At 74.6% G+C, this 12,947-nt stretch carries 12 protein-coding genes and 1 tRNA gene; 8 read left to right on the forward strand and 5 right to left on the reverse strand.

Going from position 1 to position 12,947, the window contains the following annotated elements:
- Genes ACR80Q_RS01585 through ACR80Q_RS01595 form a run of 3 tightly spaced genes read left to right on the forward strand, consistent with a single transcriptional unit; the run spans nt 1 to nt 2,447 of the window.
- Nucleotides 1–822, forward strand: a complete 822-nt coding sequence (locus ACR80Q_RS01585; protein ID WP_435375786.1) for a CoA transferase subunit A — start codon at nt 1–3, stop codon at nt 820–822.
- Nucleotides 819–1,577 carry a CoA-transferase subunit beta gene (locus ACR80Q_RS01590; RefSeq protein ID WP_435375787.1) on the forward strand — a complete coding sequence of 253 codons (759 nt, stop codon included), beginning with the start codon at nt 819–821 and terminating at the stop codon, nt 1,575–1,577. Before ACR80Q_RS01585 ends, ACR80Q_RS01590 begins: the two co-directional genes overlap by 4 nt.
- Nucleotides 1,578–1,616: 39 nt before the next feature.
- Nucleotides 1,617–2,447, forward strand: a complete 831-nt coding sequence (locus tag ACR80Q_RS01595) for an IclR family transcriptional regulator domain-containing protein (protein ID WP_435375788.1) — start codon at nt 1,617–1,619, stop codon at nt 2,445–2,447.
- Between the two features lie 39 nt (nt 2,448–2,486).
- Here the strand turns inward: ACR80Q_RS01595 and ACR80Q_RS01600 are convergent, their stop codons facing one another.
- Nucleotides 2,487–3,194, reverse strand: coding sequence for a GNAT family N-acetyltransferase (locus ACR80Q_RS01600; protein ID WP_435375789.1), 708 nt, complete (start codon nt 3,192–3,194; stop codon nt 2,487–2,489).
- A 74-nt stretch (nt 3,195–3,268) separates the two neighbouring features.
- On the reverse strand, nt 3,269–3,910 hold the full coding sequence (locus ACR80Q_RS01605; protein WP_435375790.1) for a LysM peptidoglycan-binding domain-containing protein: 642 nt from the start codon (nt 3,908–3,910) through the stop codon (nt 3,269–3,271).
- A 253-nt stretch (nt 3,911–4,163) separates the two neighbouring features.
- Here ACR80Q_RS01605 and ACR80Q_RS01610 point away from each other — a divergent pair.
- Nucleotides 4,164–4,236: transfer RNA gene (locus ACR80Q_RS01610), tRNA-Arg, on the forward strand.
- Between the two features lie 73 nt (nt 4,237–4,309).
- On the opposite strand, the gene ACR80Q_RS01615 is transcribed toward ACR80Q_RS01610, so the two are convergent.
- Nucleotides 4,310–4,885, reverse strand: a complete 576-nt coding sequence (locus tag ACR80Q_RS01615) for a dihydrofolate reductase family protein (RefSeq protein WP_435375791.1) — start codon at nt 4,883–4,885, stop codon at nt 4,310–4,312.
- A gap of 177 nt (nt 4,886–5,062) precedes the next feature.
- Here ACR80Q_RS01615 and ACR80Q_RS01620 point away from each other — a divergent pair, with 177 nt between their 5' ends.
- From ACR80Q_RS01620 to ACR80Q_RS01635, 4 genes are all read left to right on the forward strand, one after another.
- On the forward strand, nt 5,063–5,506 hold the full coding sequence (locus tag ACR80Q_RS01620; protein WP_435375792.1) for a Fur family transcriptional regulator: 444 nt from the start codon (nt 5,063–5,065) through the stop codon (nt 5,504–5,506).
- A 29-nt stretch (nt 5,507–5,535) separates the two neighbouring features.
- Nucleotides 5,536–7,794 carry a catalase/peroxidase HPI gene (gene katG, locus ACR80Q_RS01625; protein WP_435375793.1) on the forward strand — a complete coding sequence of 753 codons (2,259 nt, stop codon included), beginning with the start codon at nt 5,536–5,538 and terminating at the stop codon, nt 7,792–7,794.
- A gap of 150 nt (nt 7,795–7,944) precedes the next feature.
- Entirely contained in the window at nt 7,945–9,531 is a 1,587-nt protein-coding gene (locus ACR80Q_RS01630; protein ID WP_435375794.1) for an FAD-binding oxidoreductase, read from the forward strand.
- The gene (locus ACR80Q_RS01635; protein WP_435375795.1) at nt 9,528–11,132 is read left to right on the forward strand and encodes a glycerol-3-phosphate dehydrogenase/oxidase; all 1,605 of its coding nucleotides are present in this window, start codon (nt 9,528–9,530) and stop codon (nt 11,130–11,132) included. The genes ACR80Q_RS01630 and ACR80Q_RS01635 overlap by 4 nt, the downstream gene beginning before the upstream one ends.
- Here the strand turns inward: ACR80Q_RS01635 and ACR80Q_RS01640 are convergent.
- Complete coding sequence (locus ACR80Q_RS01640) at nt 11,099–11,803, reverse strand: class F sortase (protein WP_435375796.1); 705 nt, start codon at nt 11,801–11,803, stop codon at nt 11,099–11,101. The two genes, ACR80Q_RS01635 and ACR80Q_RS01640, sit on opposite strands and share 34 nt — an antisense overlap.
- A 2-nt stretch (nt 11,804–11,805) precedes the next feature.
- Nucleotides 11,806–12,918, reverse strand: a complete 1,113-nt coding sequence (locus tag ACR80Q_RS01645; protein WP_435375797.1) for an ice-binding family protein — start codon at nt 12,916–12,918, stop codon at nt 11,806–11,808.
- Between the last annotated feature and the right edge of the window lie 29 nt (nt 12,919–12,947).

Genomic DNA, 12,947 nt, shown 5'->3' on the forward strand with positions numbered 1-12,947 from the left:
GTGGCCGAGCTGATGAGCCTGCCCGACGCCGTCGCGGCCCTGGTGCACGACGGTGACACCGTCGCGGTCGAGGGGTTCACGCACCTGATCCCGGTCGTCGCCGGGCAGGAGGTGATCCGGCAGGGTCGACGCGACCTCACCCTGGTGCGGATGACGCCGGACATCGTCTACGACCAGATGATCGGCGCCGGCTGCGCGTCGAAGCTGGTGTTCAGCTGGGGGGGCAACCCGGGCGTCGGCTCGCTGCACCGCTTCCGCGACGCGGTGCAGAACGCCTGGCCGCGGCCGCTGGCCATCGAGGAGCACTCCCACGCCGGGCTGGCCAACCGGTACGTCGCGGGGGCCTCGGGCCTGCCCTTCGCGGTGATGCGCGGCTACCGGGGGACCGACCTGCCCCGGCACACCGACACCATCCGTTCCGTCGTCTGCCCGTTCACCGGCGAGGAGCTGACCGCGGTCCCCGCCCTCACGCCCGACGTCGCCGTGCTGCACGCCCAGCAGGCCGACCGGGCCGGCAACGTGCAGCTGTGGGGCATCACCGGCGTGCAGAAGGAGGTCGCGCTCGCCTCGGAGCGGGTGCTGTTCACCGTCGAGGAGGTGGTCGACGCGCTCGAGCCGCGCCCCGGTGCCGTCGTCCTGCCGTCGTGGGTGGTCGACGCCGTCGCCGAGGTGCCGGGCGGGGCCCACCCGTCCTACGCCCACGGCTACTCCGACCGCGACAACGACTACTACCGGTCCTGGGACGCCATCAGCCGCGACCGGGACACCTTCACGGCCTGGCTGGACCGTGAGGTCCTCGGCGCGGCGGGGGTCGCGCCGTGACCGGCTGGACGACGTCGGAGATGATGACGGTCGCGGCGTCGCGGGCGCTCGCGGACCGGGCGACGTGCTTCGTGGGGATCGGCAGGCCGTCCACCGCGGCCAACCTGGCTCGTGCCACCCACGCCCCGGACCTGGTCCTGGTCTACGAGTCCGGCACCATCGGCGCGGCCCCGGACCGGCTGCCGCTGTCGATCGGCGACGGCGTGCTGGCCGACACCGCCGTGTCGGTGGTGAGCGTGCCCGAGATCTTCAACTACTGGCTGCAGCCCGGCCGCATCGACGTGGGGTTCCTGGGCGCCGCCCAGCTGGACCGGTTCGCGAACATCAACACCACCGTCATCGGCCCCTACGACGAACCCCGGGTGCGCCTGCCCGGGGCCGGCGGGGCCCCGGAGATCGCCGCGTCCTGCGGCGAGGTCGTCGTGGTCGTCAGCCAGTCACGACGCACCTTCGTGGACACGGTGGACTTCGTCACCTCGGTCGGGTTCGGTCGGGGACCGGGGGACCGGGAGCGCCACGGGCTGCGCGGACGCGGACCGACGCAGGTCATCACCGACCTGGGGGTGCTGCGCCCGGACCCGGGCACCTGCGAGCTCGTCCTGGTGGCCGTCCACCCCGGCGTCGGCGTCGAGCAGGCGCGCGAGGCCACCGGCTGGGACCTCCGGGTCGCCGACGACCTCGTGGTGACCGAGGAGCCGACGTCACGGGAGCTCGAGGTGCTGCGGGCCATCGAGGCGACGGCCGCGGTCGGCTGATGGCACCTCGGCCGTGCCGATCCGAGGGAGGATCGTGCGGTGGACGAGCAGGGCGTGGCCGAGCAGGGGAGCGCAGCGGGTGACGACGTGACGACGTCCGGGCGGACCGCCAGCAGCGACACCTTCGTCCGCTCCCTCGAGCGCGGCCTGGCCGTGATCAAGGCGTTCGACTCCCAGCACCAGCAGCTGAGCCTGTCCGACGTGGCCCGGCGAACCGGGCTGACCCGGGCCGCGGCGCGACGGTTCCTGCTGACGCTGGTCGAGCTGGGCTACGTCCACCAGCACGAGTCGTCCTTCGCGCTGCGCCCCCGGGTGCTCGAGCTGGGGTTCGCCTACCTGTCGGGCCTGACCCTGCTCGAGGTGGCCCAGCCGCACATGGAGCGGTTGTCGAACGCGCTGCACGAGTCGTGCTCGGTGTCGGTGCTGGACGGCGACGACCTGGTCTACGTGGGCCGGGTCCACGCCCGCAAGATCATGAAGGCGGCGATCAACGTCGGCACCCGGTACCCGGCCTACCCCACCTCGATGGGTCGCGTCCTGCTGGCGGGGGCGCCCACGGCCTGGCGGGAGGACTACCTGCGCCGGGTGCGGCCGCAGCCCCTCACCCCCTTGACGGTCACCGACCCCGACCGGCTCCGCGTCGTGCTGGAGGAGGTCCGGGACGCCGGGTTCGCGCTGGTGGACCAGGAGCTGGAGCTGGGGCTGCGCTCGATGGCCGTGCCGCTGCACGGGCGTGGCGGCGAGGTGGTGGCGGCCATGAACATCTCCGCGCCGCTGGAGCGCGGGTCGGTGGGCGAGATCACTGCCGAGCTGCTCCCGCCGCTGCTCGAGGCCGCGACCGCCCTGGAGGCGGACCTGCTCGCGACCTGACGCGACCGGCCCGCGACGTGACGCCCCTGACGCGGCCGGTCAGCCCGTCTCCGGCCCGGGTCGACCGTCGGTCCGCAGCTCGCGCGCCAGGACGTGCAGCGTGATGCCCGAGGCCCGCCGGCTGCTCTGCAGCAGGATGAAGCCCAGCGCCCGGTAGACGGCGACGTTGCGGGGGTCGTGGGTGACCAGGACGAGCCGCCCGTGCCCGCGCTCGGTCGCGTCGGTCGCCGTCGCCTCGACGAGCGCCCGGCCGAGCCCGTGACCGTGGCGGTCGCGCCGGACGCCGAGCACCCACAGGTAGGCGTCGCCGGGGCCGACGTGCGGGTCGACCGCGCGGTCGGTGTCCGCCTCGTCGCGCAGCACCCGGCCCAGCCCACGAGGCCCCAGCACCAGGGGCAGCCCCACGGCCCGGGCGCGGACGGCGTCCACCGGCCCACCCCCGCGTCGGTCGGCGGGCACCCACACCGCGGCCCCGTGCACGAGGGGCGGGAGCGCGCGGTCCCGCCCCCCGCGCGGCGTGTGCGGCCCGCGCCGCCCCGCAACCTGGTGCGCCACGACCAGCCCGCCCCGCCGGGCGCCCACGTCGGCGGCCACCTGCATCAGCAGGGGCACACCGCCCGGGCGGCGCGGTCCGTCACGGTGCCCGCCCCAGTCGTCCTCGGCGAACGCGTCGGCGAGCACAGCGGCGACGGACGTGCGGAGGTCGACGGGCACGGGCGCCCGGTGGACCTCGATGGCCACGGTCACCGGCTGATCATGCCCCCCGCCGGACGACCGAGGGCGGCACCGTGACCGGTGCCGCCCTCGACGTGCGCGCGTACTCAGCCGACGGTCAGGACCTGACCGATCCGGATCACGTCCGGGTCGGCGCCCACCACGTCGCGGTTGGCGGCGTAGACCGTCTGCCACGTCGTCCCGTTGGCGCGGGCGATCGAGGACAGGGTGTCGCCGGAGACCACGGTGTGGCTGCCGCTGCCGGACGGCGCCGCGGGTGCGGGCTCGGGGGCGGGAGCCGGGGCCGGCGCGGGTGCCGCCGAGCCGCCGTCCTCGTCCGCCTCGGTCAGGCCGAGCCGGGCCGAGCACGCGGGCCAGGCGCCCCAGCCCTGCCCGTCGAGGACCTTCTCGGCCACGGCGATCTGCTCCGCGCGGGAGGCGAGGTCGGCGCGGGGGGCGTACTGCAGGCCGCCGAAACCCTCCCAGGTGGGCTGGTAGAACTGCAGCCCGCCGTAGTAGCCGTTGCCGGTGTTGATGGACCAGTTGCCGCTGGACTCGCACTGGGCGAGCCGGTCCCAGGTCTCACCGGGCGCGGCGGAGGCGGGGGAGGCGAGGCCGAGCGAGGTGCCCAGCACGGCGCCCATGAGCAGGGCGGGGGCGACCCGGCGGGCGGCCCGCGGGCCGTGCCCGGCGGACGAGGTGCGACGACGCTGCGGTTCGGCCCGGTGACGGGCGGTACGTGCGGACATGCGTTTACCTCACATGCTGCCCACCGCGGACGGTGCTGCCCCCGGGATCGGGTCCGAGCCGGGGACGGGCAGGGTGTCGACAGGTCCCCCGGTCACGCCCGCGCTGCTCGGCGGGCCCGCACACCTGAGCACGGGCGGGCGAACCTGGGCAATTCGCCGACGTCGCCCGGGCGCCGTCCGGCCTGCTCGTTCGTGGCACCTCCGACGGTCCGGTATCCTCATCCGGTCCGCACGTCGCCTCGGTGACGCACGGGCGCCCGTAGCTCAACGGATAGAGCATCTGACTACGGATCAGAAGGTTGGGGGTTCGAGTCCCTCCGGGCGCACGTACGGTTGAGACAAAGAAGGCCCAGGTCGGCGGATGCGCCGGGCTGGGCCTTCGTCGTCCGCCCCGCCCCCTCAGCGCAGGACGTCGTAGACGAGCTTGACGACCCCGTTGCCGTAGGCGTCGGAGTCCACCAACGACAGCCGCTGCGCCTCGACGTCGGCGCGGCTGAAGACGTGCTTGCCCGCGCCCAGGAGCACGGGGAACACCAGCAGGTGGTAGCGGTCGAGGAGCCCCGCCTCGGACAGGCTGCGGGCCAGCTCGACGCTGCCGTGGACGTAGATGCTGCCGCCGTCCTCCTGCTTCAGCGCCGCGACGTCGTCGGTCGAACGCAGCACGTGCGTCGGTCCCCAGCCCTCGACGAGGGCACGCTCGTCGAGGGTGGACGACACCACGTACTTGGGCAGGTCCTGGTAGCCCGCGTGGTCCTCCGAGCCGGACCAGACCGGCGCGAAGGCCTCGTAGCTGCGCCGACCTAACATCAGGGCGGTGGTGTCCTCGAGCTCCTCGCCCTTCAGCGAGAACGCCTCCGGGACGAGCTCGGTGGCGAAGACCCAGCCGCCGCTGCGGTGCCCTTCGACCGTGCCCCCCGGTGAGTCGGCCACGCCGTCGAGCGACACGAAGCCCGTCCACACCAGCGAGCGGGTCATGCGGGCACGCTCCCGTCCAGGTTCGACTGCCACAACATGGTGCCTCCTCCGGCCGGGCGGACATCGCCCTCACGTCCGACAGACCGGGGCGGCGGCCAGGACTCATCGGTCACGGGCGGGCAGGGCGACGACCGACCTGGTCTTGACTCGTTCAAGTCTTTCCGCGACAGTGGGGACGTGCCCACCGCCGACGACCTGACCCGCGCCCTGCGTGGTTCGGCGTTGCGCGTGACCGGACCGCGGCTGGCCGTCCTCGGGGCGGTGCACGACCACCCGCACGCGGACACCGACACCGTCCTGCGCGCGGCTCGTACCGCCCTGGGAGCGGTGTCGCACCAGGCGGTCTACGACGTCCTGCGCGCCCTGACCGACGCGGGTCTGGTCCGGCGGATCGAGCCGGCCGGTTCGGTCGCCCGGTACGAGGCCCGTACCGGTGACAACCACCACCACGCGGTCTGCCGTGACTGCGGCGTGATCGTGGACGTCGACTGCGCGGTCGGTGCGTCGCCGTGCCTGACCGCCTCGGACGGCAGCGGCTTCGTCATCGACGAGGCCGAGGTCGTCTACTGGGGCCGCTGCCCCGCCTGCACCGCCGCTGCGAACCAGCCATCGCACCAGTGACCCGTCCCACCCCCTCAGAGAGGATCGACGTGACCACGCCTCCTTCCGAAAGCCCTGTCGACAGCCCGAAGCCGTACGACACCTCGACCGACGCGCAGGCCGCGCCGACCACCGACAGCACGACCGAGAGCGAGAACCCGGCGATCAAGTCGCCGACGGTCCAGGTCACCAACCGGCCGCGCTCCAACCAGGACTGGTGGCCCAACCAGGTCGACCTGTCGGTCCTCAACAAGCCGTCGCGCGACTCCGACCCGCTCGGTGACCTCGACTACAAGGCCGCCCTGGCCACGCTCGACGTCGACGCCCTCAAGGCCGACCTGCGTGAGGTCATGCGCACCTCCCAGGAGTGGTGGCCGGCCGACTGGGGCCACTACGGCCCGCTGTTCATCCGGATGAGCTGGCACGCGGCCGGCACCTACCGCAGCGCCGACGGTCGCGGCGGCGGCGGCGAGGGCGCGCAGCGCTTCGCCCCGCTCAACAGCTGGCCCGACAACGCCAACCTCGACAAGGCCCGCCGCCTGCTGCTGCCGGTCAAGCAGAAGTACGGCCGACAGATCTCGTGGGCGGACCTGCTCGTGCTCGCCGGCAACGTCGCGCACGACGACATGGGCCTGAAGACGTTCGGCTTCGGCTTCGGCCGCGAGGACACCTGGCAGCCGCAGGAGATCTTCTGGGGCTCCGAGGACACCTGGCTCGGTGACGAGCGCTACGCCGCCGACACGCCCCTGGACCTGGAGGACGGGGACCTGGCCGCGGTGACGATGGGCCTGATCTACGTCAACCCCGAGGGCCCGCAGGGCAAGCCCGACCCGCTCGCGTCCGCCCACGACATCAAGGTGACGTTCGCCCGGATGGGCATGAACGTCGAGGAGACCGTCGCGCTCGTCGCCGGTGGGCACACCTTCGGCAAGACCCACGGCGCCGGGAACCCCGAGCTGGTCGGCCCGGAGCCCGAGGGCTGCCCCGTGCACGGCAACGGCATCGGCTGGGTCAGTCAGCACGGCACCGGCAAGGGCGCCGACACCATCACCAGCGGCCTCGAGGGGGCCTGGACGCCGACGCCGACGCAGTGGGACAACACCTACTTCGAGATGCTCTTCTCCTACGAGTGGGAGTTGACCGAGAGCCCCGCCGGCGCCAAGCAGTGGAAGCCCGTCAACCCCGAGGCGCAGGCGCTGGTCCCCGACGCCCACATCGAGGGCAAGATGAACGCGCCGATGATGGCCACGACCGACATCGCGCTCATGGCCGACCCGGAGATGCGCGAGATCTCCGAGCGCTTCTACAACGACCCGGAGTACTTCGCCGACGCCTACGCGCGCGCCTGGTTCAAGCTGCTGCACCGCGACATGGGCCCCCGCAGCCGCTACGTCGGCCCGGACGTCCCCGCCGAGGAGCTGCTCTGGCAGGACCCGGTCCCCGCGGTCGACCACGCGCTCATCAGCGAGACCGACGCCGCGGAGCTCAAGCGGCAGGTCCTCGCGTCCGGTCTCACCGTCCCCCAGCTGGTCCACACCGCCTGGTCGGCGGCGGCGTCCTACCGCGGCACCGACAAGCGCGGCGGGGCCAACGGGGCACGTCTGCGCCTGGAGCCGCAGCGGTCCTGGGAGGTCAACGCCGGCACCCAGGAGGTCATCGCGAGGCTCGACGAGGTCCGGCAGGCGTTCGGCACACCCGTCTCGCTGGCCGACACCATCGTGCTGGCCGGGTGCGCCGCGGTCGAGAAGGCGGCCGCGGACGCCGGTGTGCAGGTCACGGTGCCCTTCACCCCGGGCCGCACCGACGCCTCGCAGGAGCAGACCGACACCGACGGCATGAAGTGGCTCAAGCCGCGGGCCGACGGGTTCCGCAACTGGATCGCACCCGGTCTCAAGCTGGAGCCGGAGACGCTCCTGGTCGACCGCGCCTACATGCTCGAGCTGACCGCCAAGGAGATGACGGTGCTGGTCGGCGGGCTGCGTGTGCTCGGCGCCAACACCGGCGGCGGCACGCACGGCGTCTTCACCGACTCCGTCGGCGTCCTCTCGCAGGACTTCTTCCGCAACCTCCTCGACCTGGGCGTCAGCTGGCGCACCTCGGTCGACACCGAGGGCGTCTACGAGGGGCTGGACGCCGACGGCAACGTCGTGCGCACCGCCACCGCGGCCGACCTGGTGTTCAACTCCAACGCGATCCTGCGCGGCATCGTCGAGGTGTACTCCGCTGACGACGCCAAGGAGACCTTCGTCCGCGACTTCGCCGCCGCCTGGGACAAGGTGATGATGCTCGACCGCTTCGACGTCAAGTAGTCCCGGACCCCACCGGTACGCCTCGCCCCGGTCCCGCCGATCCTCCGGCGGGGCCGGGGCGCCGTCGTACCCGGACCCGGGGCCCCCCACCCCTGTGCAGGACCCCCGGGCGGTGTCACCATCGACACGGCAGCACAGGGGTGGTGGCGGATGCGTCGGTGGAACGGCTGGGGAGACGACACCCGGGGCGAGCCGGTGCCCCGGCCGCTGTCGAACCTGCTCGCCTCGACGCTGGGAGCGGGCCGCGCCCCCGCCGACGTCTCGCTCGCCGACGTCGTGGCGCACGTCCCGCCGTCACGTCTGGCCGGGGCCGGGTGCGGGGCGGTGGACCCCGAGGACCGGGTCCGGCACGCCCGGGGGCAGAGCTTCCCCGACCTGGTGGCCCTGCGGTCGGGCCGCCTGGGTGCCGCCCCGGACGCGGTGGCCCGCCCCCGTTCCCCGGCCGAGGTGCGCGAGCTGCTGCACCGGGCCGGGACGCTCGACGCCGTCGTCGTCCCCTACGGCGGGGGCACCAGCGTCGTCGGCGGGGTGACGGCCCCCCGGGGCGAGCGACCGGTCCTCACCGTCGACACCTCCCGGCTCGGGGCGCTGGTCGCCCTCGACCGCCGCGCCCAGCTGGCGACGCTGGGTGCCGGGACCCGGGGACCGCGGGTCGAGGCGTCCCTGCGGGCCTGCGGGGGCACGCTCGGGCACTTCCCCCAGTCGTTCGAGCTGTCGACGGTCGGCGGCTGGGTGGCGACCCGTTCCGTCGGGCAGCAGTCCGTCGGGTTCGGCGCGATGGACGAGCTGCTGGTGGGCGTCCACCTGGAGTCCCCGGTGGGGCCGCTGACGGTGCCCGCCGTGCCGCGGTCGGCCGCGGGACCGGACCTGCGCCAGCTGGTGCTGGGCTCCGAGGGACGCCTCGGCGTCATCACCGACGCCACCCTCCGCGTCCGGCCCCTCCCCGAGGTCGACGAGGTGCACGCGGTGTTCCTGCCGGGCTGGGACGCGGCCCTGACGGCGACCCGTGCCCTGGCCCAGAGCGGGACACCGCTGTCGATGCTGAGGCTCAGCACCGCGGCCGAGACCGCGACCAACCTGGCCATGGCGCACGGGCCCACGGTCGGCCTGCTGCAGGCGCTGCTGAGCGCCCGCGGGGTCGGTGGGGACGGCTGCCTGCTGCTCGTGGGCGTGACGGGCTCGACGCGTCAGGTGCGGCAGCGCTGGCGCACCGCGCACCGGACGGTCCGCCACCACGGCGGGGTGCACGTCGGTCGCGGGCTCGGCACCCGGTGGCAGCGCGGGCGGTTCCGGCAGCCGTACCTGCGGGACGGGCTCTGGGCGCAGGGGTACGGCGTGGACACCGTGGAGTCCGCCACCGGCTGGGCGAGGGTGCCCGCGCTGGTGGACGCGGTGGAGTCGGCCCTGCGGGGAGCCCTCGGCGCCGTCGGCGAGCAGGTGCAGGCGGTCACGCACCTGTCCCACGTCTACCCCACGGGCTCCAGCATCTACACGACGTTCGTGTTCCGCCTCGGGGACGACGCCGAGCAGACGCTGCACCGCTGGCGGCTGTGCAAGGACGCCGCGAGCGGGGCCGTGATGGCCGCGGGCGGGACCATCAGCCACCAGCACGGCGTCGGGGTCGACCACCGGGAGCACCTGCCGGCGGAGAAGGGTCGGCTGGGGATGGACCTGCTGCGCGCCGCGGTGGCCACGGCCGACCCCGACGGCCTGCTCAACCCCGGCGCGTTGCTGTGACCTCCGCCGGCGCGTCCTGCTGGGACGCCGAGCGGCGCGGCCGGGCCTGGGCGTCGCTCCCGGGTCCGTGGGACGTCGTGGTGGTCGGCGGGGGCGTCGTCGGCGCGGGGACCGCGGGGCTGGCCGCGTCCGGCGGGGCGCGGGTGCTCCTGCTGGAGCGGCACGACTTCGCCTCGGGCACGTCGAGCCGGTCGTCGCAGCAGGTCCACGGCGGCCTGCGCTACCTGGCCCAGGGCGAGGTGGGGCTGGCCCGGTCGGCGGTGCACGAGCGGGAGCAGCTGCTGCGCGCCGCGCCGGGGCTGGTGAAGCCGGTGGACGTCGTGTTCCCGCTGCGCACCGGCGACCGCGTGAGGCGGCTGCGGTACGAGGCGGCGCTCACCGCCTACGACGCGCTGGCCGGGCGGGCCCGGCGGCACCGGGTCGACGCCCGGCAGCTGGCCTACCTCGTCCCGGACCTGGAGCGGGAGGGGTCGATCGGCGGTCTCCGCTACTCCGAGGCGTGGACGGACGACGCCCGGCTCGTCCTGGAGGTCCTGCGGGCCGGTGCCCGTGCCGGGGCGACCGTGCTCAACCACGTCGGTGTCACCGGTCTCCTGAGGTCCGGGGGGCAGGTGGTGGGCGTCCGGGCCCAGGACGGCCCGACCGGTCGGCAGGTGGAGGTCGAGGCGGCCGTGGTCGTGAACGCCACCGGCCCGTGGACGGACGTGCTGCGCGCCGAGGTGGGTGGCGCCCCCCGGATGCGCCCCCTGCGCGGCAGCCACCTCGTCGTGCCCGGTCACCGGTTGCCGAGCCCCACCGGTGTCGTCCTGTCGCACCCCGACGACGGCCGCCCGGTCAGCGTGATGCCCTGGCACGGGGCCACGGTCGTCGGGACCACCGACCTGGAGCACCCGGGAGCCCTGGACGGCGTCGGCGTCACCGAGGCGGAGGTCGACTACCTGCTGCAGGCCCTGGCGCAGCCCTACCGGTCGCTCGGGCTGGGACGCGAGGACGTCGTGTCGACCTGGAGCGGGGTCCGACCGACGGTGCGGACGACGGCGGTCGACACGACGAGGGAGCTGCGCTCGCACGTGGTGTGGGAGGAGTCCGGGCTCCTCTCGGTCGCCGGCGGCAAGCTCACGACGTTCCAGGCCATGGCCCGCGACGCGGTCCGGGCCGTCGCCCGCCGGGTGCCGCTGCGCTCGCACGCCGAGCCGCCGCCCCTGGACCTCGGTCGGAGGGTGGTCGAGGTCGCGGACGTCGCCCGCCCCGGCGAGCTCGAGCCGCTGCTGGGCACGCCGTTCTGCGTCGGTGACCTGCGGTGGGCGGCCCGCGCCGAGGCTGTGGTCCACCTCGACGACCTGCTGCTGCGCCGCACCAGGCTCGGGCTGCTGCTGCCCGACGGCGGCTGCGAGCTGCTCGACCTTCTCGGCGAGGTGTGCCGCGACGAGCTCGGCTGGGACGAGCAGCGGTGGCAGGACGAGGTCACGACCTACCTGCGGCTGGTGCGGCACGAGCACGCCGTCCCGGCGGCGCCGGTGAGACGGCGGACACCGCACCGCCCAGCACGTCGCTCACAGGACCCTGATCAGGGGCTGACGACCCGGACCAGCTCGGCGTAGGCGACGAGGTTGTCGACGTAGTGCCCGGAGTCGTCGTCGAAGGAGCCGCCGCAGGTGATGAGCCTGAGCCCGGCGTGGTCGAGGTCGCCGTACACGTCCTCGGTGGGGAAGTCGTCCTTGGCGAACTGGTCGACCTGGGTCACGGCGAACACCGCGACGTCGCCGTCGGCCCGGGTGACCGCGACCTCGGCGCCCGGCTCCAGGTCCCGCAGCCGGTAGAACACCCCGGGGGCGCCGTCCCAGTCCACGTGGCCGACCAGCACGGCGGGCCCCGTCTGGCCCGGCGTCGGGGCGCCGGTGAACCAGCCGGCGGGGAAGCCCTCCTCGGGCACCTCGACGGTGCCGTCGGCGGCCAGGCCGAGGTCGACCAGCTCGGAGTCCACCCCGATCGAGTCCACCTGGAGCCGGACCGGGGCCGAGCGCACCAGCCCGGTGTCCGCGGTGGCCGTGGGGGCCGGGGTCGGAACCGGCGCCGGCGGGGCGGGGGGCGCCACCACGACCGGGACCGCGGCGGCCGCGGGCCCCTGGGTGCGGTCGGGCGGCAGCCACGAGGGGGCGAGGACGGCCAGCCCACCGAGCAGCAGGGCGGTCCCCCCGCCGAGGAGCGCCAGGCGTCGTCGCCCGGGCCGGCGGGGCGCCGCGCGGTGGCGGACCGCACGACGCCCAGCCACGGTCAGGCCCGTCGCTGCGCGCGGACCGTGCCGACGGCGCCCGCCACCAGCAACGCGAGCAGACCCGTGAGGGTGAGGACCTGCGCGGTCGGTGACGTGCCCCCGGCCGCGGCGCTGCCGTCGCCGGCGGCGACGGCGCCGACCGGGACGAGACGCACCTGGGGAGCGTCACCCGAGCCGGACCCGGACCCGGACCCGCCGGATGCCGAGGGGCCGGAGGCCGTGGTCGTGCTCGAACTGGACGGCACGTCGGTGTCGCCCTCGTCCTCGGTGTCGTCGGGGGTGGTGGTGTCCTCGGGAGCGGGGGTGTCGCTGGGCTCACCGGTCGGGGTGTCGGGCAGCGCGTCGCACCCGGGCCGGGTGATGACGTTCTGGTCGAGGGTGACGGCGCTCGACGACATCAGACGGCCCTCGATCGTGGCCCCGGTCTGGGCCGCGATCTCGGCCTCCACCAGGAAGGTGCCGACCAGGTCGGAGTCGGTGCCGAGCTGGGCGTCGCTGCCCACCTGCCAGAAGACGTTGCAGGCCTGCGCGCCGCCGGTGAGGGCGACGGTGGCGGTGCTGGCGAACACCAGGTCGGACGTGGCCTGGAAGATCCAGACGGAGCTCTCGTCGCCGTCGAGCGTGAGGGTGCCGGTCAGGTTGGCCGTCTCGGCGTGGCCGAAGCGGTAGACGCCGGCGACCAGGGTCTTGCCGCCGAGCTGGTTGTCGACGTCGGGGTACGTGGTGTCAGGTGTCCGGCCGGCGGCGTCCACGTAGGCGGCGGTCTGGGCGTTGCGGGCGGTGGTCAGCAGCCCGGGGTCCACGACCCGGCACTCGGGGCCGGTGTCGTCGACGGTGTAGATGTCGCCGTCCACCCCGTCGCAGGTGAGACCCGTGATGGCCGAGCCCTCGATCGGCGACGTCCCGACGTCACCGGCGATGACGGACGTGGGGACGTCACTGATGCCGGAGGCGGACAGGACGGCGAAGGGCTCGGCCGTCCCGAGCTCGACGGTGGTGGGCGCGGCGTGGGCCGGCCCGGCCAGCGAGGTGACCATCAGCGCGGCCAGCACGACCGCGGTGGCGGCGGGCAGGCGGTGGTTGCGTTCAGGGGTACACCCCGGAGAAGACATGCGTACCCATCGGCCGACCGCCCGCCGGA

Source organism: Aquipuribacter aurantiacus, from assembly GCF_051216895.1.
In the GTDB taxonomy this organism is placed as follows: Bacteria; Actinomycetota; Actinomycetes; order Actinomycetales; family JBBAYJ01; genus Aquipuribacter.

Bases quoted from the DNA above. Each gene is read 5' to 3' on its own strand.
- ACR80Q_RS01605 (WP_435375790.1), bottom strand. From the start codon at position 3,910: ATGTCCGCACGTACCGCCCGTCACCGGGCCGAACCGCAGCGTCGTCGC.
- ACR80Q_RS01615 (WP_435375791.1), bottom strand. From the start codon at position 4,885: ATGACCCGCTCGCTGGTGTGGACGGGCTTCGTGTCGCTCGACGGCGTG.
- ACR80Q_RS01630 (WP_435375794.1), top strand. From the start codon at position 7,945: ATGCGTCGGTGGAACGGCTGGGGAGACGACACCCGGGGCGAGCCGGTG.
- ACR80Q_RS01645 (WP_435375797.1), bottom strand. From the start codon at position 12,918: ATGTCTTCTCCGGGGTGTACCCCTGAACGCAACCACCGCCTGCCCGCC.